33 protein-coding genes and 1 pseudogene are annotated in these 24,502 nt (G+C 37.0%); 9 read left to right on the plus strand and 25 right to left on the minus strand.

Features of this window, described 5'->3' with window-relative positions; all coding sequences use genetic code 11:
• Nucleotides 1-343: 343 nt before the first annotated feature.
• The 8 genes from QRE67_RS19500 to accB all read right to left on the minus strand — a co-directional run bounded on the left by QRE67_RS19500 (nt 344) and on the right by accB (nt 6,736).
• Nucleotides 344-1,237: a polyprenyl synthetase family protein gene (locus tag QRE67_RS19500; protein ID WP_286121868.1), complete on the minus strand. Its 894-nt coding sequence runs from the start codon at nt 1,235-1,237 to the stop codon at nt 344-346.
• Nucleotides 1,237-1,467, minus strand: coding sequence for an exodeoxyribonuclease VII small subunit (xseB, locus tag QRE67_RS19505; protein ID WP_033672459.1), 231 nt, complete (start codon nt 1,465-1,467; stop codon nt 1,237-1,239). Before xseB ends, QRE67_RS19500 begins: the two co-directional genes overlap by 1 nt.
• A complete protein-coding gene (xseA, locus tag QRE67_RS19510; protein ID WP_286121869.1) occupies nt 1,457-2,815 on the minus strand; it encodes an exodeoxyribonuclease VII large subunit in 1,359 nt (452 codons plus the stop codon). Before xseA ends, xseB begins: the two co-directional genes overlap by 11 nt.
• Before the next feature lie 26 nt (nt 2,816-2,841).
• Nucleotides 2,842-3,702 (minus strand): bifunctional methylenetetrahydrofolate dehydrogenase/methenyltetrahydrofolate cyclohydrolase FolD, encoded by an 861-nt coding sequence (folD, locus tag QRE67_RS19515; RefSeq protein ID WP_286121870.1) that lies wholly within the window; start codon nt 3,700-3,702, stop codon nt 2,842-2,844.
• A gap of 23 nt (nt 3,703-3,725) precedes the next feature.
• Entirely contained in the window at nt 3,726-4,118 is a 393-nt protein-coding gene (gene nusB, locus QRE67_RS19520) for a transcription antitermination factor NusB (protein WP_286121871.1), read from the minus strand.
• Between the two features lie 344 nt (nt 4,119-4,462).
• Nucleotides 4,463-4,855 carry an Asp23/Gls24 family envelope stress response protein gene (locus tag QRE67_RS19525; RefSeq protein ID WP_286121872.1) on the minus strand — a complete coding sequence of 131 codons (393 nt, stop codon included), beginning with the start codon at nt 4,853-4,855 and terminating at the stop codon, nt 4,463-4,465.
• A 23-nt stretch (nt 4,856-4,878) separates the two neighbouring features.
• Nucleotides 4,879-6,231: an acetyl-CoA carboxylase biotin carboxylase subunit gene (gene accC, locus QRE67_RS19530; RefSeq protein ID WP_286121873.1), complete on the minus strand. Its 1,353-nt coding sequence runs from the start codon at nt 6,229-6,231 to the stop codon at nt 4,879-4,881.
• Nucleotides 6,232-6,247: 16 nt separating this feature from the next.
• Nucleotides 6,248-6,736 (minus strand): acetyl-CoA carboxylase biotin carboxyl carrier protein, encoded by a 489-nt coding sequence (gene accB / locus QRE67_RS19535; protein ID WP_286121874.1) that lies wholly within the window; start codon nt 6,734-6,736, stop codon nt 6,248-6,250.
• A gap of 477 nt (nt 6,737-7,213) precedes the next feature.
• On the opposite strand from accB, the gene QRE67_RS19540 reads away from it, so the two are divergent.
• Entirely contained in the window at nt 7,214-7,411 is a 198-nt protein-coding gene (locus QRE67_RS19540; protein WP_286121875.1) for a DNA recombination protein RecO, read from the plus strand.
• Nucleotides 7,412-7,444: 33 nt separating this feature from the next.
• On the opposite strand, the gene QRE67_RS19545 is transcribed toward QRE67_RS19540, so the two are convergent.
• The 9 genes and pseudogenes from QRE67_RS19545 to QRE67_RS19585 all read right to left on the minus strand — a co-directional run bounded on the left by QRE67_RS19545 (nt 7,445) and on the right by QRE67_RS19585 (nt 12,926).
• Complete coding sequence (locus QRE67_RS19545) at nt 7,445-8,056, minus strand: SpoIIIAH-like family protein (RefSeq protein WP_286121876.1); 612 nt, start codon at nt 8,054-8,056, stop codon at nt 7,445-7,447.
• Nucleotides 8,057-8,068: 12 nt separating this feature from the next.
• Complete coding sequence (gene spoIIIAG / locus QRE67_RS19550) at nt 8,069-8,740, minus strand: stage III sporulation protein AG (protein WP_286121877.1); 672 nt, start codon at nt 8,738-8,740, stop codon at nt 8,069-8,071.
• A pseudogene (spoIIIAF, locus tag QRE67_RS19555) lies at nt 8,730-9,361 on the minus strand (stage III sporulation protein AF). Before spoIIIAF ends, spoIIIAG begins: the two are co-directional and overlap by 11 nt.
• Nucleotides 9,362-9,373: 12 nt before the next feature.
• Entirely contained in the window at nt 9,374-10,546 is a 1,173-nt protein-coding gene (gene spoIIIAE, locus QRE67_RS19560; protein ID WP_286121878.1) for a stage III sporulation protein AE, read from the minus strand.
• A 10-nt stretch (nt 10,547-10,556) separates the two neighbouring features.
• Nucleotides 10,557-10,943, minus strand: a complete 387-nt coding sequence (gene spoIIIAD, locus QRE67_RS19565) for a stage III sporulation protein AD (RefSeq protein ID WP_286125330.1) — start codon at nt 10,941-10,943, stop codon at nt 10,557-10,559.
• Nucleotides 10,944-10,963: 20 nt separating this feature from the next.
• A complete protein-coding gene (spoIIIAC, locus tag QRE67_RS19570) occupies nt 10,964-11,167 on the minus strand; it encodes a stage III sporulation protein AC (protein ID WP_000020914.1) in 204 nt (67 codons plus the stop codon).
• Between the two features lie 14 nt (nt 11,168-11,181).
• Nucleotides 11,182-11,697: a stage III sporulation protein SpoIIIAB gene (gene spoIIIAB, locus QRE67_RS19575; RefSeq protein WP_286121880.1), complete on the minus strand. Its 516-nt coding sequence runs from the start codon at nt 11,695-11,697 to the stop codon at nt 11,182-11,184.
• Nucleotides 11,694-12,617: a stage III sporulation protein AA gene (gene spoIIIAA, locus QRE67_RS19580; protein ID WP_286121881.1), complete on the minus strand. Its 924-nt coding sequence runs from the start codon at nt 12,615-12,617 to the stop codon at nt 11,694-11,696. Before spoIIIAA ends, spoIIIAB begins: the two co-directional genes overlap by 4 nt.
• A 27-nt stretch (nt 12,618-12,644) precedes the next feature.
• Nucleotides 12,645-12,926: a YqhV family protein gene (locus tag QRE67_RS19585; RefSeq protein WP_286121882.1), complete on the minus strand. Its 282-nt coding sequence runs from the start codon at nt 12,924-12,926 to the stop codon at nt 12,645-12,647.
• 172 nt (nt 12,927-13,098) lie between these two features.
• On the opposite strand from QRE67_RS19585, the gene QRE67_RS19590 reads away from it, so the two are divergent.
• On the plus strand, nt 13,099-13,662 hold the full coding sequence (locus QRE67_RS19590) for a GNAT family N-acetyltransferase (RefSeq protein ID WP_286121883.1): 564 nt from the start codon (nt 13,099-13,101) through the stop codon (nt 13,660-13,662).
• A gap of 2 nt (nt 13,663-13,664) precedes the next feature.
• On the plus strand, nt 13,665-13,985 hold the full coding sequence (locus QRE67_RS19595) for a hypothetical protein (RefSeq protein WP_286121884.1): 321 nt from the start codon (nt 13,665-13,667) through the stop codon (nt 13,983-13,985).
• Between the two features lie 36 nt (nt 13,986-14,021).
• On the opposite strand, the gene efp is transcribed toward QRE67_RS19595, so the two are convergent.
• Genes efp through QRE67_RS19615 form a run of 4 tightly spaced genes read right to left on the minus strand, consistent with a single transcriptional unit; the run spans nt 14,022 to nt 16,644 of the window.
• Entirely contained in the window at nt 14,022-14,579 is a 558-nt protein-coding gene (gene efp / locus QRE67_RS19600; RefSeq protein WP_286121885.1) for an elongation factor P, read from the minus strand.
• A gap of 20 nt (nt 14,580-14,599) precedes the next feature.
• On the minus strand, nt 14,600-15,661 hold the full coding sequence (pepQ, locus tag QRE67_RS19605) for a Xaa-Pro dipeptidase (protein WP_286121886.1): 1,062 nt from the start codon (nt 15,659-15,661) through the stop codon (nt 14,600-14,602).
• A gap of 3 nt (nt 15,662-15,664) precedes the next feature.
• Nucleotides 15,665-16,105 carry a type II 3-dehydroquinate dehydratase gene (gene aroQ, locus QRE67_RS19610; protein ID WP_286121887.1) on the minus strand — a complete coding sequence of 147 codons (441 nt, stop codon included), beginning with the start codon at nt 16,103-16,105 and terminating at the stop codon, nt 15,665-15,667.
• 53 nt (nt 16,106-16,158) lie between these two features.
• Nucleotides 16,159-16,644, minus strand: a complete 486-nt coding sequence (locus QRE67_RS19615; RefSeq protein WP_286121888.1) for a YqhR family membrane protein — start codon at nt 16,642-16,644, stop codon at nt 16,159-16,161.
• A 243-nt stretch (nt 16,645-16,887) separates the two neighbouring features.
• Between QRE67_RS19615 and QRE67_RS19620 the strand changes: the two genes are divergently transcribed.
• Both QRE67_RS19620 and QRE67_RS19625 read left to right on the plus strand, forming a co-directional pair.
• Nucleotides 16,888-17,811, plus strand: a complete 924-nt coding sequence (locus QRE67_RS19620) for a DUF1385 domain-containing protein (RefSeq protein ID WP_286121889.1) — start codon at nt 16,888-16,890, stop codon at nt 17,809-17,811.
• Between the two features lie 80 nt (nt 17,812-17,891).
• Nucleotides 17,892-18,293 carry an SA1362 family protein gene (locus tag QRE67_RS19625; RefSeq protein ID WP_286121890.1) on the plus strand — a complete coding sequence of 134 codons (402 nt, stop codon included), beginning with the start codon at nt 17,892-17,894 and terminating at the stop codon, nt 18,291-18,293.
• Between the two features lie 21 nt (nt 18,294-18,314).
• Here the strand turns inward: QRE67_RS19625 and QRE67_RS19630 are convergent, their stop codons facing one another.
• The 3 genes from QRE67_RS19630 to splB all read right to left on the minus strand — a co-directional run bounded on the left by QRE67_RS19630 (nt 18,315) and on the right by splB (nt 20,668).
• Entirely contained in the window at nt 18,315-18,968 is a 654-nt protein-coding gene (locus tag QRE67_RS19630; RefSeq protein ID WP_286121891.1) for an HAD family hydrolase, read from the minus strand.
• Nucleotides 18,969-19,069: 101 nt separating this feature from the next.
• Nucleotides 19,070-19,498 (minus strand): transcriptional regulator MntR, encoded by a 429-nt coding sequence (gene mntR / locus QRE67_RS19635; RefSeq protein ID WP_286121892.1) that lies wholly within the window; start codon nt 19,496-19,498, stop codon nt 19,070-19,072.
• A 144-nt stretch (nt 19,499-19,642) separates the two neighbouring features.
• On the minus strand, nt 19,643-20,668 hold the full coding sequence (gene splB, locus QRE67_RS19640; protein ID WP_286121893.1) for a spore photoproduct lyase: 1,026 nt from the start codon (nt 20,666-20,668) through the stop codon (nt 19,643-19,645).
• A gap of 153 nt (nt 20,669-20,821) precedes the next feature.
• Here splB and QRE67_RS19645 point away from each other — a divergent pair, with 153 nt between their 5' ends.
• The 4 genes from QRE67_RS19645 (at nt 20,822) to QRE67_RS19660 (ending at nt 23,549) form a co-directional block, all read left to right on the plus strand.
• The gene (locus tag QRE67_RS19645; protein ID WP_286121894.1) at nt 20,822-21,139 is read left to right on the plus strand and encodes a PadR family transcriptional regulator; all 318 of its coding nucleotides are present in this window, start codon (nt 20,822-20,824) and stop codon (nt 21,137-21,139) included.
• Nucleotides 21,140-21,144: 5 nt separating this feature from the next.
• Nucleotides 21,145-21,816 (plus strand): DUF1129 family protein, encoded by a 672-nt coding sequence (locus QRE67_RS19650; protein ID WP_286125331.1) that lies wholly within the window; start codon nt 21,145-21,147, stop codon nt 21,814-21,816.
• A gap of 20 nt (nt 21,817-21,836) precedes the next feature.
• The gene (locus QRE67_RS19655; RefSeq protein WP_286121895.1) at nt 21,837-22,496 is read left to right on the plus strand and encodes a DUF1048 domain-containing protein; all 660 of its coding nucleotides are present in this window, start codon (nt 21,837-21,839) and stop codon (nt 22,494-22,496) included.
• Between the two features lie 201 nt (nt 22,497-22,697).
• Complete coding sequence (locus QRE67_RS19660) at nt 22,698-23,549, plus strand: hypothetical protein (RefSeq protein WP_286121896.1); 852 nt, start codon at nt 22,698-22,700, stop codon at nt 23,547-23,549.
• 112 nt (nt 23,550-23,661) lie between these two features.
• On the opposite strand, the gene lipM is transcribed toward QRE67_RS19660, so the two are convergent.
• Nucleotides 23,662-24,498, minus strand: coding sequence for an octanoyltransferase LipM (gene lipM, locus QRE67_RS19665; protein WP_286121897.1), 837 nt, complete (start codon nt 24,496-24,498; stop codon nt 23,662-23,664).
• Nucleotides 24,499-24,502: the final 4 nt, after the last annotated feature.

Consider the following 24,502-nt stretch of genomic DNA (forward strand, 5'->3'; position numbering starts at 1 on the left):
TATTATAAAAAATATTTACACAACACAAGAAATACTTCGCTATCTTTCAAATTCTACTTTATTTTATCCTGCTCTAGCAGACAGTAAGCAATTCTTCTCCATGTTCAGAGAAAGTGAAAAATCACTTTCCATAAGAAGCTGATTAGTTCAACTTATCATCGATAGAAATGGAAGGTTCTATTGATAGTAATTCCTCTATACGATGAAAAAAGAGCCGCTAACACAAAGTGATAACGGCAACGTGATCTAGGTTTATTTTTGCCAATAACAAGAAAAGAAAAACCTTTTCCTACATTTATACCATAAAATGATGAATGACTCAACAAATGAAAACGTTCTTATACTAGTTATTGCGCTTTGCAATTAAATCACAAATAGATAGTAAATATTCGTCTTGTAATTGTAAAGATGCAATTGCATCTTTTGCTTTGGCAATCGTTTCTTCTAAAATGCGTTTTGCCTCATCTACAGTAAATAACGTTGTATATGTACTTTTTTCATTTGAGACATCACTACCAATTGGCTTTCCAATCTCTTCTTCTGTTCCTTCTACATCTAAAATATCATCTCGAATTTGAAAGGCAAGTCCAATGTATTTTGCAAATGTAAGCAAATTTTTTTCTTGTTCTACTGTAGCTCCTGCAAGCAACGCTCCTGCCAATACAGCAAATTCTAATAACCGCCCCGTTTTATGCTTATGAACATATTCTAATTCTTCAAGCGTAAGCTGTTTTCTTTCCGCTTCCATATCTGCCACTTGCCCTGCAACCATCCCTTCCGGTCCTGCTGCTTTTGCAAGCTCCAGTGCAAGCCTTAGCTTTGTTTGGGCAGAGATTTCTGGGTGGTCATACTCTGTCACAATTTGAAAGGCATATGTTAGTAATCCATCACCAGCTAAAACAGCCATCGCTTCACCAAATATTTTATGGTTTGTCGGCTTTCCTCGTCTTAAATCATCATCATCCATGCATGGCAAATCGTCATGAATTAATGAATACGTATGAATCATTTCAAGAGCACAAGCCGCTCCAATTCCAAGTTCTCTTTCTTTCCCAAACGCTTGCAACGTTGCAAATAAAAGTAACGGACGGAGACGCTTCCCGCCCGCTTCCAATGAATATGCCATCGCTTCGCGAAGCACATTTGGACATTGTAATTGATTTGCATAGCGTACAAGCTGTTCTTCTACGAAAGTCTTACTCTCTTTCACAAAAGCATCAAAAGCTACATATGCCACTATGCTTCATCTCCTAAAGCAGTAAATGGTCGGAGTTCTCCATCCTCTCCAAGTATAACTGCCATTTGTTCTTGTACATCTTTCAACTTCTCATCACATAGCTTAGACAATTCCATACCTTCTTTAAAGTAGGAAATCGCTTCTTCTAAAGGAACATCGCCTTGTTCAAGCTTAGAAACGAGATGTTCAAGCTGCGAGATCGCTTCTTCAAAGCTTAATTTATTTTCCATTGTTCAAATCACGCTCCTCTATACTCCGTACGTTACAATCTAGTACCCCATCTTGTAATTGTACTGAAATAGCATCACCAACACCGACATCGTTCACACTTTTTAAAACTTGCTTTTTCTCACTATATACAAGCCCATACCCTCTCATCATCACTTTAAGTGGACTTAACGCTTCTAGTTTTTGCGCTGCTCTCACAAACGTAAACTCTTTCGTTTGCAGCACTGTTTGCATTTCACGTTGCAATTGCTTTTGCAGTGCTTCAATCGCCGTCTTTGTTTGCGCAATCTTTTGAGAAGGATGATGTTTTTCTAAATAAAATGAGAATTGCTGCAATTGATTTACCTTTTTCTCTACATAACGTTCTTTTGCTAATATAAGCTGCTCAAGCGTTCGATCTAGCTGCTGTTCCTTTTGCTCATACAGCTGCCTTGGATAGCGAAACGCATACGATTTTTGCAGTACTTGTAGTCGTTCTTGTTTTTTATGTAACGTCTCTCTTGTTGCTCTTTGTAAACGAAGTGTACGTTGCAGCACTTTCTCCTCTAATTCAAGTACATTCGGGACTGCAAGTTCTGCTGCTGCTGTTGGGGTTGGTGCACGTAAATCCGCAACAAAATCAGCAATTGTAAAATCAGTTTCATGTCCAACCGCTGAAATAATTGGGATTTTGCTTGCAAAAATCGCTCGTGCAACCATTTCTTCATTAAAAGCCCACAGCTCTTCAATAGAACCACCGCCACGTCCAACAATGAGTACATCTATATCATTCATCACATTTGCTTTTCGAATCGCTTGTACAATCGAGGGAGCCGCAGACTCCCCTTGTACAAGTACCGGAAATACAATGACATTTCCAATCGGATAACGGCGTGTAATCGTCGTTATAATATCTCGAATTGCTGCTCCTGTTGGTGATGTAATGACACCAATTGTTTTTGCATACGCTGGCATCGGCTGTTTATAAACGCGGGAAAACAAACCTTCTTCCTCCAGGCGAACCTTTAATTGCTCATAAGCTAGGTGAAGATTACCAACACCATCAGGCTGCATGTCCTGAACATAAATTTGGTATGAACCACTTGCTTCATAGACAGAAATTTTCCCTTTTACAAGTACCTTCATTCCATCTTCTGGTCTAAACTTGATATTGCGATTATGACCCGCAAACATAACCACCGCAATTCTTGCATTTTCATCCTTTAATGTGAAATACATATGACCACGGCTATGAAATTTAAAATTTGAAATTTCTCCTTTTAACCAAACAGACTGCAGATGCGGGTCGTACTCTATTTTTGTTTTCATATAGCGTGTTAATGCTGTAACGGTTAAATATTGCTTTTCCATCTTTCTCTCCTCATAGCCGATTCAAATTATTTACAAACAACACCTGCGCGTTTTGCAGATTCTACTGTATTATGAAGCAACATTGTAATCGTCATTGGACCGACTCCTTTTGGAACAGGTGTAATATAACCTGCTACATCCAGGACATTCTCAAAGTCAACATCGCCACATAATTTCCCTGTATCCAAACGGTTGACACCAACGTCAATTACGACTGCGCCTTCTTTTATATAATCAGCCGTTACCATCTTCGCTCTTCCAACTGCCACAATTAAAATGTCAGCTAGCTTTGATAATTCTTTTATATTTTTTGTTTTAGAATGGCAATATGTTACAGTCGCATTTTCATTTAAAAATAGCTGACCAACTGGTTTCCCTACAATATTACTTCTTCCAATTACAACAACGTGTTTTCCTGAAATATCAAGATTTGTCTCTTTTACTAACTCCACAATACCATGTGGTGTACATGGTAGAAACGTATCTTGCCCTGTCATCATACGACCAACGCTAATTGGATGGAAACCATCTACATCCTTCTCAGGCGAAATTCTTTCAATGATAGCTTTCTCTTCAATATGTTTCGGTAAAGGTAATTGCACTAATATACCATTAATACGGTCATCTTCATTTAAGCGATCAATCTCAGCTAGCAAACGCTCCTCTGTAATTGTATCTGGAAACTCAATTAGCTCTGAATAAATTCCAACTTGTTCACAACCCTTTTCTTTCCCTTTTACATAGGAATGAGAAGCTGGATCTTCTCCAACTAAAATAACTGCTAGTCCTGGTACAATTCCTTGTTCTTTCAACTTCACAACTTCTTCTTTTAGTTGTACTCGCTTTTTCTCCGCAACTTCATTTCCTTTGATGATTACTGCTACCATTTTAAGATTCCCCCTTAAAGAAATTACAGTGTATCTTTTATATTAGATAAAACGCCGTTAATAAAACGACGAGATTCCTCATCCCCATATGTTTTTGCCACTTCAATCGCTTCGTTAATTGTTACATTGTGTGGAATCTCTTCCATGTACTTCATTTCATACACAGCTAGACGTAAAATACTGCGATCCACAATACTAATACGTTCTAATTTCCACTTTTTTAAATTTTGACGAATAGATTCATCAATTGTCTCTTTTTGTTCTACGCAACCAAAGACAAGTGATTCTAAAAACTCATTTGTTTCTTCGCCTTCTTCTAGCGTGTTTTCCACCGCTACTTTCGGATCTAATTCTCCGGTAATATCCATTTGATATAATGCTTGCATGGCTCTTTCTCTAGCCGTCCTACGTTTCATTGTAACTCTCCTTTATACTTCAAGTCTTTCATTATGTTTTGTTATATTGTTATAATTTATAAGCCGTCAATTTACTTACTCTTACAGTTTTCATTGATTTTTCAACCTTATAATACAATGATAATACCACAATTTATCGTTTGATACACGAGTTACAAGGCTGAAAAATAATAAAAAGGTTAACTTCAGGTTCCATATCATATCACAATGTACGTTTTTTGAAAAATGAGTATCTTTCTGCGTATATTCTTATTTTTTGAAATAATATAATAATTAGAAGGTTTAGTTGTGAAGAAAATGAAACGATAAAAAAGGTGCCTATTTGACGAGGCACCTTTTCAGTGTTACATTGGCTCGATTTCTGTTTTTTGCGTTTCGAATGTTACGCCAACGATGTGAACGTTCACTTCTTTTGGCTCAAGACCTGTCATTGTAAAGAGCGCTTGGCGAATGTTATCTTGAATTTTTTGTGCAACAACTGGAATTGCTACACCAAAATACATGAGAACATAAACATCAACGATAATGTCGTCGTTTACTAATTCAACCTTCACGCCTTTACCATGATTTTTCTTTCCTAACTTCTCAACAACATCTGTAGCAAAGTTGCCACGCATTGCCGCTACACCATCTACTTCAACAGCAGCGATGCCTGCAATTACTTCAATTACTTCTGGTGCAATTTCTACTTTTCCAAGAGTTGTATCTTGACCCATATCTAACATATGTTCAGTCATGAAAAAAACCTCCTTTAAATGTATCACTGCGTCACAAGTTCATGCTCTTCCAAAAATTTCGTATTAAATTCCCCTTTTATAAAATCAGGATGATCTAGCAATTGCAAATGGAACGGGATTGTCGTATGTACGCCTTCTATGACAAATTCACTAAGTGCTCGCTTCATTTTTGCAATTGCTTCTTCACGTGTTTTCCCGTGAACAATTAATTTCGCAATCATTGAATCATAATAAGGTGGAATGGAATAACCAGGATAAACAGCTGAATCGACGCGAATACCAAATCCTCCTGGTGGTAAATACATTTCTACCTTACCTGGAGATGGCATAAAGTTTTTGGCAGGGTTTTCCGCATTAATTCGACATTCAATTGCCCAGCCGTTAAATTGTACTTCTTCTTGCTGTAACGATAGCTTTTCTCCGGAAGCGACGCGAATTTGTTCTTTAATTAAATCTACTCCAGTTACTAGCTCTGTAACGGGATGTTCTACTTGAATTCGTGTGTTCATTTCCATAAAGTAAAAGCTTTTCGTTTTATATTCATAAATAAACTCAACCGTACCAGCACCTGTATAATCAACCGCTGCCGCTGCTTTCACTGCCGCTTCACCCATTTGCTGACGAATACCAGCATCAAGAGCTGGAGAAGGACTTTCTTCTAATAGTTTTTGCAAACGGCGCTGAATTGTACAATCACGCTCTCCTAAATGAATGACATTGCCATGTGTATCTGCCATTACTTGAATCTCAACATGGCGGAAATCTTCTACATACTTTTCTAAGTATACACCAGGGTTTCCAAAAGCGGTACTAGCTTCTTGCTGTGTAATTTGAATCCCTTTTACAAGCTCTTCTTCACTGCGTGCAACACGAATTCCTTTTCCACCGCCGCCTGCAGTCGCTTTAATAATAACAGGATATTCAATCTTATTTGCAAGTTCTATCGCTTCTTCTGTGTTTTTTATAATCCCTTGTGATCCCGGAACAATTGGAACCCCTGCTTCTTTCATTGTATCACGGGCAACGTCTTTTGTACCCATTTTTGAAATTGCTTCTGGACTTGGTCCGATAAAAATCAAGTTACACTCACGACATAGTTCTGCAAAATCAGCATTTTCTGCTAAAAATCCATAACCAGGATGAATCGCATCACAGCCTGTTAGTTTTGCAACGCTAATAATATTCGTTAAATTTAAATAACTTTCTTTTGACATCGTTGGTCCAACGCAATATGCCTCATCTGCGATCTGCACATGAAGCGATTCTTTATCTGCTTCTGAATAAATTGCAACTGTTTCGATATCCATCTCTTTACAAGCTCGAATAATTCGTACAGCAATTTCCCCACGATTCGCTATCAATACTTTTTTTATCATCACAAAGACTCCCTTATTACGCCTTTACAAGAAATAGCGGTTGTCCATACTCAACAAGTTGTCCATTATTAACAAGAATTTCAACGATTTCCCCTTCAATATCTGCATCAATCTCATTAAACAACTTCATTGCTTCAATAATACACACAATAGATTCTTTCGATACACGATCACCAACACTTACATATGCAGATGTATCAGGCGAAGAAGAAGCATAGAATGTTCCAACCATTGGGGACGTAATTTTATGTAAATTTTCAGCTTGAACTACTTGTTTTTCCTCCTGTTTCGGTGTTTCCACCTGTGCAGGAGCTACTGCCGTCTCCAATTCTACCGTTTGTGTTTGTATAGGCTGTTTCGTTACTGAAGCTGTCTGCACTGAAACAACTTCATTACCGCGTTTTTTCATTTTAATTGTAGTGCCATCTTTTTCGTATTCAAATTCATCAATATTAGAACTATCAATTAACTTAATCAATTCACAAACTTCTTGAATTTTAAACATATAAAATCCACTCCCATGCACTTGTTTGTCACACTTTTACAGAACCTTATTAAAATAACTATACGCATTGTCTGTAAAAATACGATCGATTCTATTAGGGAAATCATTCCTATAAAACTCACTAATAGAAATTTTGTTACTCTTATCTTACGATAAATATTTTTAACATTCCAACTTTATATTTCTTTACGATAAATCGAAATTCCTGTAAAAATAGTATTTCGCTAAAAATTATCACCTAGTAATAATACCAAGTTTCACTCAAAATTGGCAAGACCACTTCAAAAAAAACATGTTTTTTCTTTATGACAAATTATGCTACAAACTGTTCACACTTGTTGTTCTCCCTCACCTCCATCCATCAATGGCTATATATTTTTTACCAGTTGTTATTTTTTTATTTACAGGCCGTTCATATTTCCTTCATATAAGAATAGTATGTTCAAAGTACAGTAATATATAGTGAGGTGCAAAAATATGTTATGGCTTATCCTCTTCATACCAGCTGTTATTGTTTGGATTATTGTTCTTTTCATTCAGTTAAAATATGGAAAAAGCAACCATCATTGTCACGAGCCTTTGATCTTTTACTCTCAACGAATCTCTCCTTTTCCTACTGAAAAAACAGAAAAACAACAAGCATATGACATAAAAAAAAGCTATCGAAAACGATAGCCTTTTTATTTCACCACTGATTGATATATACCTTTACTTTGCTACGTCAAATTTAACGCCTACATCTTTTAACCCTTCTTCACTCCGAACAAGTTGAATAATTTTATTTGCTTCTTTCTGTGAATGTTTTGCTGCTTTTACCGTTACTTTAATATCACTTCCATCCGCTCTTACAAGCGCATCTTTATAACCGCCTTGTGATTTAATTACTGTTTCGAGTAATGTTTCTTTTGCCGCTACATCATTTAAAGCATTAAACTCTTCTTTCGCCTTACTAATTTGCTCAGCAGAAGATTTTGTTGAATTCATGACCTCTTGCAGCTTTTCTTTCGCTTCACTACGTTGATCATCCATTTTCAAACGCATTGCTGTAAAGTTATCATCGCTTGACTGCACTGTTACATTGCTTTCTTTTTTGCTTGTTTCTTTTTTACCATTTTCCTTTTTATCCGTTTCTTTATTCGGAGTTTCTGTTGTTGTTTCTTTTGTCACTTCTTTTTCAACACCTTGTTTTTCTTGCCCAAGCTTATCACTCGCTGTTGGTGTAACTTGATTCAATTTCTCAGGTGCTGTTACATAATAGACAGACAGTACAACTACTAAACTCAGCATCGTTAATAACCAAACCGTTTGTTTTTTTAACACTTTATTTCCTCCCTAACTCTTTTTTGGTAATACTGCTACGCGATGACTCGGAACATCGAGCATACGCGTTACCGCTTCTCTCACCATTCCTTTTACTTGTAGATTATCCACTCCTTTCGCTACGACAAGAACACCTCGTACTTTCGGTTTCTCTGTTCGTAATATAATTGGAGTTTCTTTATCCCCTTCACGAATAATTACTGTCTTTTCATCAAGCGATTCATCTTCCACTTGCCGCTTGCCTCCTGCTTTATCGGTTTCACCAGTGGTTTGTGATCGCTTCACAATATTTTTTTCAAGTATCTTTTCTTCAGATGAATCCAAATTAATTTCAATGGACACATCTTTTACTCCCGTAACATTTTCTAGCGCTGTTTTCAGTTCTTGTTCATACGCTTTTTCATATTTTTCTACGATAGACATGTTATCACTACTCTTTTGTCCAAAGGTTGGTACATCTTTCTGTGACTCTTGTCCTGTTTTCTCTTTGAACACAGGGACTTCTTCTTTTTTCGCTTGAAAGAGATTGCTAGAAAACATAAGTAGCATTCCTAGTATGAGTAGGACAAGCAAAAATTTCGGCGTCACCTTTTTCCCTTTCTCTTTTTCATCCTTGTCATCTTTTTCGTTTCCTTTAAAAAAGTTGCGAAGAAATGAGAACTTATCATTATTATTATTGTTCATTTACTCTACCTGTCCCCCTTCCATTTGAACTTGAATTTGTTTATCTTCTAGCTGCCATTGATTTGAAAAGAACTGCTTCATTTCTGCGTTAGTTTCTTCCGTCCTTTCCTTCGGTTCCTTCGTATTAATTTCAATTTGTTTTACTGTTTCAATTGCCCCTTGTCTACTAGATTCAGCTGGTTGTAGCGTCACAATAACAGACTGGATATCTTTCGGTGACTTTATTTCTGTCTTATTTTCTGACACAATTACTTTTACATCTGACACTGTCATGCCATACTTTTGCTCTAGTTCTTTTCCGATTTGTTTTTTCATTTGGACAGCCATCAGTTCTAAATTATATGCACGTTGTGAGGCTTGTATTTCTTTTTTCTTTGCATCAACTGAATTTTCTGTTGTTCCACCTGCTACATATTTCTCTTGGTTAAAGTTCGCAATGACTTCATTCACATCTGTTTGTAATAACTTAAAGAGGGGCGTTAAAATCAATACGACTAACAATAAACTCACAACAAACTTGACATACTTCTGTAAATTCGAATTAGGAAGAATGAGATGCAGTATTGTAGCTAGCAGTAAAAACACAATAATATTTCGAATCCACTCTGTAATAAATTGCATGTCCCCCGCCTCCTATCGCATCATGAGCGTAATATTCCCTGCCGCAATAATGATGGTAATACTTAGAAAGAACATAAAGGATACGATAGCTAAACAAGCAAATACGTAAATAATACTCCGCCCAATAATATCTAAACATTGAATAATAGGGGCTCCGCCAACTGGTTGTAGTACCGCTGCAGCAAATTTATAAATAAACGCAATACAAAAGATTTGAATTGCAGGAAAAGCAACAATTAAACATAAAATAATGAGCCCGATAATTCCAACCGTATTCTTCAACAACCCGGAAGCACTAATAACCGTATCTGCCGCTTCCGTAAACATCCTTCCAACCACAGGGATAAAGTTACCGGTTACAAATTTTGCTGTTTTCACGGCAATTCCATCTGCAACAGCCGTTGCAGTTCCTTGTACGGATAAAACACCGAGAAAAACCGTTAAAAAGATGCCGATACTTCCAACACTTACATTTTGCAAAAGCTTGGACAATTTTGTTACTTTATATTGATCGCTCATTGTACTTACAATACTTAATATTGTCGCAAGCAATAAAAGCGGGAGTACAATATAATTCATGAGTAACCCACTTGTGTTCATTAAAAAAATAATAATCGGATGAAAAAAAGATACAGATACCACACCGCCTCCAGTTGCTGTAAGAGCCAACAAGATTGGTAGCAAGGCTAAAATAAAATCCACCATCGTCTGAATCGTTTCACGTGCATACGTCATCACAACATAAAAGCTATTTAAAGCAAAAATAACCAACACCATATATACAACTGCATCCGCAATTTTACTAACGCTGCTCTTTGCAAAAGCAGATTGCAAAGATTGTAAAAGCGCACTAAAAATTGTGAGCATAATGAGCGTCCCAAGCAGCTTTCCATTTGCAACGAGCTCGTGAAATAAATATTTTAATAAACCAAGCATCCATTCTTTTATAGAAAACTCCTTTTCTCCTTTTACAAATTCCATAAAACTTCCCTTTTGACTCTCCGGTAAATAGCCGCCATACTTTGTGACAATCTCATCCCAATACCGCTTCACATCTTCGATTCCAAGCTTATCCAACTGCTGATTTACAACGTTTTTTTCTATAGGAGAAGCTTGTACGACAATTGGTAAAGAAAAGAAAAGGAAGCAAGCAAACAGCAGCTTTGTTCCAAGCTTTCGCAACATTCACTCCCCCTTATCCTGTAGGTAAAAAACCGAGAATTGTTTCTATTACAACCGTTAAAATTGGAATTGCCATGACAAGAATTAAAATTTTTCCAGCTAGTTCAATTTTTGAGGCAATTGCACCTTGTCCGGCATCTTTTGTAATTTGCGCTCCGAATTCAGCAATATAGGCAATTCCAATGATTTTTAGTAACGTTTCGACATATACATTGCTTACTTTTGCTTCACTTGCAACTCTCTCAATCATCTTTAAAATGGAATGAATTTGATCGATTAGTAGAAGAAACATAACACTACCAACGAATACAATAAATAATGAGGTCATACTAGATTTATGTTGATTTAACACAGCCGCTAAAAATGTCGCGACGAGGCCTAATCCGACAATTTGTAAAATCTCGATTCGAACCGCCTCCTTTACTGAAAGAGAAAGACGCTTTTAATCTTGTCAAACAAAGTATTAATCAAAAATGCAACGTGGAATAAAATAACAACGAAACCGACAAGAATGACCCAATTTGCAATATCTTCTCGCTTTAATTCTTTGAGTACTGTATGAATGAATGCTAAAACAATGCCAATTCCGGCGATTTGAAATATCAATCCAACATCGATAGACATCGTCTTTCTCCCCCCTATAGCAGTAAAATTACGATGAGCAGTCCTATTAATACACCTAAACTTTTAATCATCTTTTCATATTGAAGCTGCATCGCTTTCGCTTCGCCCTCTTCTCTTTCTAAATGGGTAATGCATAAACGAATATGCTTTTGCTGTGATTCACGATCATGCTGCCCTAACGTTTCACCAAATTGCTGTAAAATCTCATACTCTGTTTGTTTAAATGCGGTTAGTTTCCAATTTTCTTGTAAGCTTTCAATCCAAGCTTCTCTAACGGTTTGCTCACCGCGCTCTAGCCGTTTAGAAAAGCTACGAAAGATCCAATTTAAAGGTTTCGGCATTTGTCTCACAAGGCGTTCAGCTGCTTCTGATAAAGGTGTATGTCCATACATAATTTCAGCTTCTAACGATTGTAGCGCTGCTTTTAATAACCGAAGTTGGCGCGGTCGTTCACTATACCGCTTTGCATAAGAAAAACCAAACAAGGTGGTAACTGCTACAATTAAGACAGCACCAAAAATTTTCATCATACGCTCGGCACCTTTCCTTGCTTTAGAACAGGTTTCCCACGTATATCTTTCACTTGCACAACTGTTCCAGGGCCTCGCGCTTTTGATAATTCCACAAAGCGATCGAACACACCTAACCCCATAACCGCTTTTAAAGACGGCCGCTTTATGACATCTTCATATGAAAAGCCGTGTGCACTTATAAAAAGCTGGACACCCGCATGCACCGCTTCCATAATCGCTTCGCTATCTTCCCTGCGTCCAATCTCATCAACAATTAGTACATCTGGGCTCATGGAACGAATCATCATCATCATTCCCTCCGCTTTCGGACATGCATCAAGCACATCAACACGCGGTCCAAACTCGTATTGCGGAATCCCCTTCACACATCCAGCAATTTCAGATCGCTCATCAATAATTCCTACTTTGCAAGAAGGGATTTTATGAGAAGCAACTCCTTGACTCATACAACGGGCGACATCACGTAAGAGTGTTGTTTTTCCTGTTTGTGGCGGTCCAATTACCATCGTATTCAGCCAACGTGAGTGGTATAAGTACGGCAAGAGCGGTTCAGCAATTCCGATTTTTTGTCGTGCGATTCGAATATTAAATGACGAAACATCACGAATCATTTTCACCTTACTTTTTTCCGTAATCACTTTTCCGGCTAAACCAATCCGGTGTCCACCGCGCAGCGTAACATACCCTCTCTTTAACTCCTCTTCCATCGTATAAATCGAATACTGACTGAGCTTATTTAGTAAATAAATTGCATCTTCTGCTGTAACGATATAGTCATAAAAATACACTTCTCCATGCGCTATACACTCAAGCGGTCTCCCAATACGAACACGAATTTCTTCTAATGTGCTATATTGCTTACAGTTTTCAATAAACTGTTTCATATGCTTTGGCAAAACCTCTAACACTTCTTTCATAGGATTCTCCCCACCATACTTGACTTGCTATTTCAACACGGCAATAAAAATACAACCGATTCCAAGAGTCAGAAAAAAGAGCTTTAAAAAGGAAATTTCACTGGCAACGCTCGCAATGCCGATTGACATCGTTATGATTAATACAGTCGGTCCAACAAACGCCAACATACCGTTTATAAATAATGCTTTTTTTGCATCATTAACATAAAGCATAAGCAAAGCGGCGAATACCTCCACGCTACCTGAAAACAGCCTGAGAAGCCCCATCACAAGTACAGATGTTTCGATTGCCGCTAGCCACTGTTTCATCCTCTCACCTTCTCTCCTAACAGGTACTTTGCAAAAAAGAATATATTTGTACAACCATATGCATAGGTTGTCTATTTCAGAAGTAAAAACATAATTTTTCTGATTAGTTATTATCCAAATCTGAATATTCTTATTTATATGTTATGTTTAATATAAAGAAAGGGGAATGCTCATGCGGTATGTACGATTAGTACCACTCGATTTACAATATGCAGAAATCATTTTTACATTATCAACTGATCCACATGTAAAAGACGCTCTAGGGCTAAAAGTAGAAACTATAGAGGATACAAAGGAATTTATTCGCTTTGCAATTGAAGAAGAAAAACAGAAGAGATCCCTTTCAAGAGTAATTTTAAACGCAAGTCGAGACGTAGTTGGTATCACCTCTCTCAAACATATCGATCACGAACAAAAACAATCTCATATCGGTAGTTGGCTAGGTTATCCATATTGGGGACAAGGATACAACGAGGCTGCGAAAAAAGAAATTTTCAAAATTGCATTTGAAGAGCTTCACCTTACATATGTATTTGCTGGTGCAAAAACAACAAATATTCGTTCCCAAAAAGTGCAGGAGAAATTGCCTTATACTTCTCTACATGTAGAAAAGCAATTTCCAGAGGAGCATGCAGCATTAGAAAAGGAAACAAAATCTCCTTGTGTATTGCATGCTATATCTCGGGAAAACTTTTTAAATTGGATGAAACTAGAGCAAAAAACTAGGGAGGTCTGAGAGTGAAAGCGATTAAATTTCTTATTACAATCGCAGGAGAAATTGTTGGTATCTATCTTTTTTCAAAAATGGTAAGTTGGTCATTCATGGAAACATTCTTTCTCGGAAGTTTAGCAATCTTCGCGGTTATATGGTTAATTATTATGAACATATCTCGCAACACCAATATGGATCACGCTATAAACAAGGGATTAACAGGTGTTAAAACCGGAGAAATACAACCATTTCAAGTCACTCTAAATCCATACATAACTGGTGCACTTTCTCTCGTTATCATCAGCCTAATTACAACCGTCATTTATTATCTACCTTATTTCATATAAAAAAGCACTCGTGATGATCACGAGTGCTTTTTTCAACTATGCACGAGAAACGTATTTACCTTCGCCAGTGTTGATGATAAGCATTTCACCTTCGTTAATGAAGATTGGTACTTGTACAACAAGACCAGTTTCTAATGTAGCTGGTTTTGTTACGTTAGAAGCTGTATCACCTTTAATACCTGGTTCTGTTTCTACAACTTTTAACTCAACAGTATTTGGAAGTTCAACGCCAAGTACTTCGCCTTGGTATGTCATGATCGATACTTCCATGTTTTCTTTTAGGAATTTTAATTCGCGTTCGATTTGAGCTTCCCCAAGTTCGATTTGCTCATAAGTTCCGTTATCCATGAATACGTGAGCATCTCCACTCGCGTATAAGTATTGCATACGACGGTTTTCGATATGTGCTTTTTCTACTTTTTCACCAGCACGGAATGTTTTTTCTTGAACAGAACCTGTGCGAAGGTTACGTAATTTAGAACGAACGAACGCTGCACCTTTACCTGGCTTTACGTGTTGGAAATCGATAACCTGCCAAAGGCTGTTGTCCACCGCAATTGTTAAACCTGTACGAAAATCATTTACTGAAATCATGCGAAAAATCCTCCTGTGTATTACAAAATAATAAGTTCTTTTGGAGATTTCGTTATTACTTCATTACCTTCACTTGTTACGATAATATCGTCTTCAATACGTACACCGCCAACACCTGGAATATAAATGCCCGGTTCTACTGTCACAGCCATTCCTGGCTCAAGTACCGTTTCAGAGCGGAATGCTAAGCCCGGTGCTTCATGAATCTCAAGACCTACGCCATGACCTGTAGAATGTCCGAAATATTCACCGTATCCTTTTTCCGTTATGTAGTCACGTGTTAATGCGTCAGCTTCACGACCAGTTAAACCAGCTTTAATGCCATTCACACCGCGCAGCTGTGCTTCTAAAACGACATTATAAATTTCTTTTAATTTATCAGATGGTTCGCCGACTGCAATCGTACGAGTAATGTCAGAGCAATATCCTTTATAATAAGCACCGAAGTCTAATGTAACAAAATCTCCTTTTTCTATCAATTTTTCAGATGCCACACCGTGCGGCAATGCTGAACGAAGTCCCGAAGCAACGATAATATCAAACGAAGAAGATGTTGCTCCTTGTTTTCTCATGAAAAATTCAAGTTCATTTGACACTTCAATTTCAGATACTCCTGGGCGAATGAATGATAGAATATGTTCAAAGGCAGCATCTGCAATCTGTGCAGCTTCCTTTAATATCTTAATCTCTGAATCCGTCTTAATCAAGCGTAACTTTTCTACAAGGCCAGAAGTTGGAATAAATTCCGCTTCAACTTCGTCTTTATGTGCTGTATAAGAGCTATATGTAAGAGTATCTTGCTCAAAACCAAGCTTTTGAATTCCTAATTCCTTCACGCGTTTTGCAACTTCCTCAAGGATTGGACCTGTATGTTGTACAATCTCATAGCCAACCGCTTGTTTCCCAGCTTGTTCTACATAACGAAAATCTGTAATAAATAGCGCGCGTTCACTTGAAATTAATACAACGCCGGCTGTTCCTGTAAAATTCGTCATGTATCTGCGACTATATTCGTTCGTTAATAAAATACCGTCAATACCAGCTTCCCCAAATGCACTTCTTAATTTTGTAATTTTCTCCATTGGTTATGCCTCCCTGAGTTTTTCCATTAATGCAAATAACGCCAACTTATAGCCATAGAAACCAAATCCAACAATTTGTCCCACGGTAACCGGTGCTGTCACAGATTCGTGACGAAACGATTCGCGCTGATGAATGTTAGAAATGTGCACTTCAATGACCGGAATCGAGACGCTCGCAATCGCATCTCGAATCGCGTAACTATAATGCGTAAATGCTCCTGGGTTTAGAATGATTCCTTCATATATATCATCGGCCTCGTGAATGATGTCTATAAGAGCACCTTCATGATTCGATTGAAAACATTCTAACTCCACTCCCAATTTTTCTGCTTCTTGCTTCATCTCTGTTTCTAGCGATGCTAACGTTCCTTTTCCATATACATTCACTTCTCGAACACCGAGACGATTTAAGTTAGGACCGTTAACGAGGAGCAACTTTTTCATATACCTTAACCCCTTAATATAAAGAATGTCTATACAACATTCTAACACACCCATTACTTATTTGAATAGTTTGTCTTCTCCGTCCCTTCCCCTTGATTCACATTGTTCGCCTCAAATGCAACGGAGTAAGAGATAAATACGCCATATAAAATAAAGATACATATTGTGGTCACAATTGTTTCTTTCGATAACTGGAGTGCGCTTTTAATGACAGGAGCGATGGAACCGATCCCTAAAAATAAAATGGCCCACCAAAAGAAACCGTATAATATCCCTGGCAATACGCCTTCAAATTTTTTAAAAGTAGCTTTATAGAGAAATGCCACAATAATGGAGAGAATCCCTATAAAAACAATAGCAAGTACATTCCCCCAAACTCCCTCTTTCCAAGTTCCAAAGGCAAAAGGTAAGAGTAAATAGTTCGGCCCAGCTTCGGTAAATGAAAAAATATGAAGGAAATACCATACGCCTCCCCAGAATAATCCACCAAATAATCCAATCTGCACAATCTTCTTTGTTATTGACTGTTCTTGCGTCACATCGACACCTCCGCTTACTAGTATGTCCGAAACTATTTTGAAGCATGTTTAAATAATGCGAAATTTGTCTATAAAAAGAATAAGAAAAGTCTACCTTCCGTAACAATTCCCCTTGTCAGCAGCTTGTATTTGTCGATAAAATAAAGGAAACTCGGTGATTGTCAAATCTCACAATGACAGAACCAAGTGTGACAATTGCCTCTTTTCTACATAAGAGAGAAACAAATACAGGTTGGTGTTAACATGGCAGAAGAGACAAAACAAATATACGGCGGGCAAGCGGTCATAGAAGGAGTTATGTTTGGCGGTAGAGAATATACTGTTACGGCGATTCGACGTAAAGATAAATCAATCGAATTTTATCGATTACCACGCGCTCGTAATAAAATATCATCTATGTTAAGAAAGGTTCCCTTTCTACGCGGCATCGCTGCCATTATTGATGCAAGTGCCAATGGAGCAAAGCATTTAAACTTTGCTTCTGAACGATTTGATGTCCATCCTGAAGAAGATGAACAGCTTGCGCAGAAAAAAGAAGAACAGTCAAAATTAACGATGATACTAGGAGTAGCGGCAGTCGGAGTCCTATCATTCCTCTTCGGCAAAGTCATTTTTACGGCTGCACCCGCCCTTTTGGCAGAATTGACAAGACCCATTTTTCCATCGCACACTGGGCAAATTATTGTCGAAAGTATCATTAAGCTTCTCTTATTGCTTAGTTATATTTACATTGTGTCACTAACTCCGCTTATTAAGCGTGTATTTCAATATCACGGTGCGGAACATAAAGTCATCAATGCTTACGAACATAATCTTCCGCTAACAGTAGAAAATGTGCAAAAACAAACCCGCCTGCATTATCGATGCGGTAGCAGCTTTATTGTATTTACAGTCATCATTGGAATGTTTGTCTACTTTCTCGTTCCAACTGATCCACTTTGGGTCCGTGTTGTAAACCGTATTTTACTCATTCCAGTTGTTCTTGGGATTTCGTTTGAAGTATTGCAGTTTACGAACCGTTTACGAGATATTCCAGTCCTGCGCGTATTAGGATACCCAGGATTATGGCTACAATTATTAACAACGAAAGAACCAGCAGATGATCAAGTTGAAGTTGCAATTGCATCATTTGAAGAATTATTGCGTTTAGAAAACAAACAACAATAATTTTTTCTAAATGTTATTCAACTCCTTCCCTTGTCGCTAATAAACTAATTTTAATATATGTTTTTTAGGAGGTGTTCCTTATGAACGGTCGTTCGTTTATGTTCGCTTTATTTTTAGTTATCATTGGGTTAGCAATATTTGGTCTTGTCATATCGGCGATTACAGATCCATATGGAGTGGTAAGAAACATTGTCACAATGCTAATTGTTGTTGGTGTCTTTTACTTATTATATAAAATGTTTACAAACTCCAGCGGTTCAGCCAATTCACAAAACTCCTATAAGCGTGCTGCGAAACAGTCGAAGCAAAAATATGGAAAACAAAATGTAGCACCTCTAAGCAATTCTTTATTAAAACGAAACGCGCCTGATGACAAAGGTAAAAAAGGAAATCAACCCTTGCTAAAGCGGAAGCGAAAACAATCTCATTTAACAGTAATTGAAGGTAAGAAAAATAAAAAGAAAGACCGCGCTTCCTTTTAGGAAATGCGGTCTTTTTTTAGCTTATAATGCCATAATATGTTGAAGTACTTCTTTTAAACTTTTTTCTTTCATACTTTCTAAACGAAGATGATGATTTTCAAACACCAATGCTTTCGTCACATCATTTGGAACAATAACACATTTTAAGCCTGCTGCAATCGCCGCCTTCGCTCCATTTACAGAATCCTCAAACACGACAGCTTCCGAAGATTCTATGCCTAATTCTAGGATAGCCGCTTTATATAACGCTGGGTCCGGTTTTACCTTCTCAACATCTTCTTTTGTCTTAATCACTTCAAAATACTCTCGGATGCCTAAGTCTTGCAAAAATCCGACAACCCATTCTCTCGAAGAACTAGAAGCTAAACCAATTTTCAAATTTAAACTTTTCGCTTCTTCCAAATATTCTTTCACACCATCACGTGCTACTGGCATTTTCATTTTTTCTCGATGCATAATAGAAACTTTTTCTTCTAGCACTTCTTTATGAAAATTCTCTTTCAATTGTTGTTCGATATATGTATAAAGCACCTCATCTGTTGTTCCAATACATTTTGCAAACTCTTCAAGTGGAAGATCCCCACCATATTCGCGGACAACCTCTTGAAAAGCTTGGAACCAAATGGTTTCTGTATCTACGATTAATCCATCAAAATCAAAGATAATTGCCTTCATTATTATTCCGCCTTTTACGAGTATATTTCACACTACTATACATTCAACACCAAAAAGCAATTTCCTTTTACAAACAAAAAAGGAAACATCTCTTGTTCCCTTTACTTTCCCTGTTCTTCATTTACCTTTTGAACACCACGAAGCTTTTCGATTCGAAGCTCATCTTGCTCGAAATATTGTACTAGATCACCAATGCGATCGATCGCTTCCCAACTTAAATGATGCTCAATTCCTTCTACATCATTATAAATTTTACTCTCATCTACACCAATAATACGCATAAATTGTTCTAGTAATTCATGACGATATACAAGACGCTCCCCAATCTTTTTCCCTTTTGCTGTTAATGCAAGCCCTCTATATTTTTCATAGATGAGATACTCATCTTTATCTAATTTTTGTACCATTTTCGTTACAGAGGATGGATGTACACTAAGCGCTTCAGCAATATCAGAGACGCGGGCATATCCCTTTTCATCAATTAACAAATAAATTTGTTCAATATAATCTTCCATACTAGGGGTAGGCATCGGTTTCCTCCATCCAATTCATTTTATATTTTCCGCACTAAGCAATCAATAAAATGATACACCAGAAAAGATATCATGACAAGAGTGGAAACAAGTTCCAAAACATGAAATATAAAAAGAATTTGCGTATATATACAGATTCTTCTATGTAAAATATTGAATTTTAGCATTCGGAAAATATTCGTGAATATACCCTCGCATTGTTTCCTCTAACCTTACTGCATCATCTTTCTGATATACATATTTTCCAATGCCATATCGTCCCCATTTATATTTTCGTTTCTCCTCATCCATTTCGAGTTTCGTATTCGGATAAAGTTGTTTTATTACCTTTTTCGCTGGCTTAGTAAAGCGATGTTGAATCAATTCGAATGATAAATTTGGCAGGGTTAAATCTTTTAACGCATCAGAAAGGCGTTCAAATAATTCACGATACCCCTCTTCCCAACTTTCATGCATATAAATCGGGGTAACAATAAAACCAAGTGGATAATTCGCTCCCGCTACTTTAGGTGCAGCTGCAATTCGATCCTCAAATGATGAGGTACCCGGTTCAAAGCTTTTTATGACATAACGAGAATTAACACTGAAGCGAAAACGCGTTTTCCCATTATGCTTTGCATCTAATAAATGGTCAACATGGGAGTATTTAGTCACGAAACGCAGACGACCATATTCATTCTTTCCAATAAATTCAATCGTTTTCTTTAGAGCATGCGTTAAATGATCAATTCCGACGATATCCGATGTACACGCCGCTTCAAATCGAGTTATGTCAGGTGCTCGTTCCTCTATATACTGCTCCGCTTTCTGAAAAATCTCATCCAAATTAACATATACACGAACATACGGTTTACTACCTAGTGTTGTTTGTAAATAACAATAATGGCAGTGTCCCATACAGCCCGTTGCAAGTGAGATTGCATATTCTGCCGATGGCTTCGATGTATCAAATTTCAACGTCCTTCTCACACCGACAACGAGTGTTTCTTTTGCATTACGGTATTTCTGCAAATCATTCTCTCCAGGTAAATCACGAATTTGATTATGTGATGTTGTTTCACGAATTTCTAAGCCCATCGTTGTAAACTTCTCATATAACTCTTTTCCAAGTGGGTATTGGAGTGTCCCTGGTTCAAAATAAACAAGCTTTGGCATAAATGGCTTCATACAAGTCCCCTCCCTCCTTCTAGTATGAGCAACCAAACAATAACAACGTCATTTAAAGTTTTCCATTCCGGTAACTTGCATAGCAAGTTACCCAATGTTATAATTTGGTTAACAGCTACCTTGCACAACAAGTTACTTAAGTGGGGTGAAGCAATGCATAGTCAAATGTTAAAAGGTGTGCTCGAAGGATGTATTTTATACATCATTTCCCAAGAAGAAGTTTACGGATACGAACTGAGCACGAAATTAAACCAATATGGTTTTACATTCGTAAGCGAAGGTAGCATCTATCCCCTTTTGCTACGAATGCAAAAAGAAAAACTCATTGCTGGCACATTAAAAGCCTCTAGCCTTGGACCAAAGCGAAAATATTACCATGTAACGGATAAAGGCTTTGAACAATTAGAAGAGTTCAAAAGGAGCTGGGGAATGGTTTCAACGACGGTAAATAATTTATTGCAGGGAGAGTGAGAATGGTGAAAGCGAAAGATTTAATTGAGCTGAATAATAAAAAACGTAAATTATTGACGGAAGAAAATGAGGCTGCTTATGGGGATATGCTCGTATACATCCGATTAGCTAATATTCCAGAACAGCAAGTAGAAGAACTGCTGCTAGAGATTTTAGATCACTTGCTTGATGCACAAGAAGAAAATAAAAATGCTTATGATATTTTTGGAAATGACTTACAAGCTTACTGCGATGAAATTATCGATGCTCTTCCAAAACAAAATAGATGGCAGCGTATAGCCACGCCAACATTTATGAGTAGTTACTTACTCGCTATATTTTTCGCTATCAATTCTCTCGCTGCTTTTATTTTGCCCTTTTTCTCTGACAACGAACGATTTCAATCTGTACATGTAAATTTTATATTTGTGTTTGTAATAATTATTGCAATACACCTTCTTATTCGTTTCGTATTTGATTTTATCAAAGGAGACCTATTCAACAACCATATGAGTAATTGGAATCGTGTAAAAAGATTCATTTTTCAACAAAGCCCATGGCTTATACTTATTGTCATTTCTTTATTCTTTATAGATCATCCATTTTTGAATTATCAAGTTTCTCCTTGGATTGGAGCATTACTTGCCATTGCTTTTTATCTTTTTTATAAGTGTTTTTATAGACGTGTAAATTTTTAATTATACAGGGAGTGAGAGAAATGAACGCAAAAGACATGGTTGAACTTAACAATAAAAAACGCAAACTTCTAACCTCCGAAAACGAAAATATTTATGGCGATATGCTCATATATTTACGTTTTACCAGTATTCCGCAAGAGCAAATGGAGGAACTATTATTAGAAATATTAGATCACCTTTTAGAAGCTCAAAAAGATGGAAAGAATCCTTACGATATTTTTGGAGAGGATTTAAAAGCATATTGTGATGAATTAATTAAATCCTCTGAACACCAGACTACTTTCGAAAAGGGTGCAGTTATTGGCTTCGCAGTTAGTTTATTACTAGCTATCCAATTCGGGTATGATACATTTACGCATGTGCTTTTTAGTCATGCAAATAAATCAGGAATTCCATTTAGTATCCCTGGAACAATATTGTCAGCTATTATTTTAACCGCTGGTGCTTTTTTAACCTTTTTCTTATTAAGACGCTATTCTTTTACAATATTAGCATCTTGGAAGCAAAAAATTATGCTTATATTATCAGTTTTCATACCTTTTGGATTATCAGTATTTGCAAACATTTATTTTAAAACAAAACCTTATTTATCCTACAACTTAACAGTTTGGCAAGGTGCTCTTATTGCAATTTCCTTTTACATTTTATACAAAGTTCTATATAAAACCTCTCGATTTTAACAGCCTCCAAAAAGGCTGTTTTTCTTCTGTCTAATTTTACAAATTGAAAAATTTCATAAAGAAAATAAGAAAAATGCAAAATAATTAAAGTTAATTGTTGACGTGATGCTTTTATTATCGGTATCATATTTCTTCGTGAGCAATTATTTTTCGTTATACGATTTTTATTATTATTATTGAATTTTTGAGAGGGGAAATTAGATGTCACTTAAGAAGAAAACCCAAGTACGCACCGGCAAAATGGTACGTGAACTGATGTTAGCAGATGAAGATGTAAATGCTTCGCTAATTATGGTATATAGTGAAAACGGTGTAAACGCAGAAATTAAAATCGAGGGCTTAACGCCAAAATGTAACGAAGAATTATTTTTGAGCGGAAACGTAGATTGGAATAAAAGCGTTATTTATAAAATTGTTGATTTCACCGGCAACGCTGAAGTTGGTAAAGTTACTTTAACAGCAATGAATAAAAATAATGTTTCACTACAAATTGAACGCGTAATGTGGAGTAAAGAAAATAAAGAAGCTGCCGAACAAGAACATGAAGTAGCACCTGAAGCAGTAGAAACTGCTCCTAAAAAAGAAGCAATTGTGGAGGCTCCTAAAGTGGTTACACCGGTTTCTAAACCTGTTACACGTGTAGAAAAACCCGTTGTAACATCTAGCCCGGTCACTCCGGTTCCTACACCAAAGCCAGTCCGTGCAGAACCCGTTGTAAAAACGCCTACTCCAGCGCCTATCAAAAAAGAATCACCTGCGCCGGTCGTAAAAAAAGAAACAATTGCACCAACTAAAGCACAACCAACAGCTTCAACTGAAACAAATTCAAAATTACAAGAAAACTATGTAAAACTTGTGAAAAAGACGATAGAAGTATGCCAAGATTATGAACTTGGTATCGATATAGATGATTCCATCGAAAGCTTAAAAGAAGAATTACAAAACCAAGGTATTAGCGTCACTTTCGATAAAGAAATTATGGACGTTGTGAGTCGCCTACGTTCTTTACAGGAAAAAGGAATCAAAGTAGAAAAAGTAATGAATTTACTATAAAATGAAACTTCTCCCAGTGGGTTTTTTCTTCCCCCGTACTGAGGGTTAATTTTCACCAATCAAACTTCCCATTAAAGCGGAATAAAAAAAGAGATGGCTATATGCCATCTCCTTATTTTTTATAATTCCATTCATCGCTTTCATACTTTTCTTTCGCTAATGTTTGCACTTCTTGCAGTTGCTCTTCTGTTAGCTCATATGGCACAAGCTCTACATCTAACCCTTTTTCAAATCCAACTTGGAAAGCTTCAATCAACTGCTCAATCGTAAATGTACGATCTGTTAATTCATTGATTGCAACAGCCTTCGAGGAAAACATACTCTTCATACGCTCTTTTACTCGTTCATTTGGGAATAAAAATAAATCATACAGCTCGTCCAAGTCAATTTCGAGTGGGATTGAACCGTGCTGCAAAATGACACCTTTTTGACGTGTTTGCGCACTTCCAGCAATTTTCCGTCCTTCTACAACAATCTCATACCAAGATGGCGCATCAAAGCACACACCTGAACGTGGGTTTTTCAACTTTTCACGATCAGCTTCTGTTTTGGGAACAGCATAGTATGCCTCAAGTCCTAACGCTTTAAAACCTTCCAGTAAACCTTGTGAAATAACACGGTACGCTTCCGTAACCGTTTTTGGCATGTCTGGATGATCTTCTGATACGATAACACTGTACGTCAATTCTTTATCATGTAACACACCTCTACCGCCTGTTTGACGGCGTACAAATCCATATTCTTTTTTATTTACTTCATCCATATTTATATCTTTTTCAACACGTTGGAAATAGCCAACTGTTAATGTTGGCACTTCCCATTCATAAAAACGAATTGTCGGTGGCATTTTCTTTTCACTTTGCCAATTTAACAAACATTCATCTAACGCCATATTAAATGCCGGCGAACATTGACCAGAGTTAATATAACACCATTTTTCTTTTCCCATCATG

Source organism: Bacillus sp. DX3.1, from assembly GCF_030292155.1.
Taxonomy (GTDB): domain Bacteria; phylum Bacillota; class Bacilli; order Bacillales; family Bacillaceae_G; genus Bacillus_A.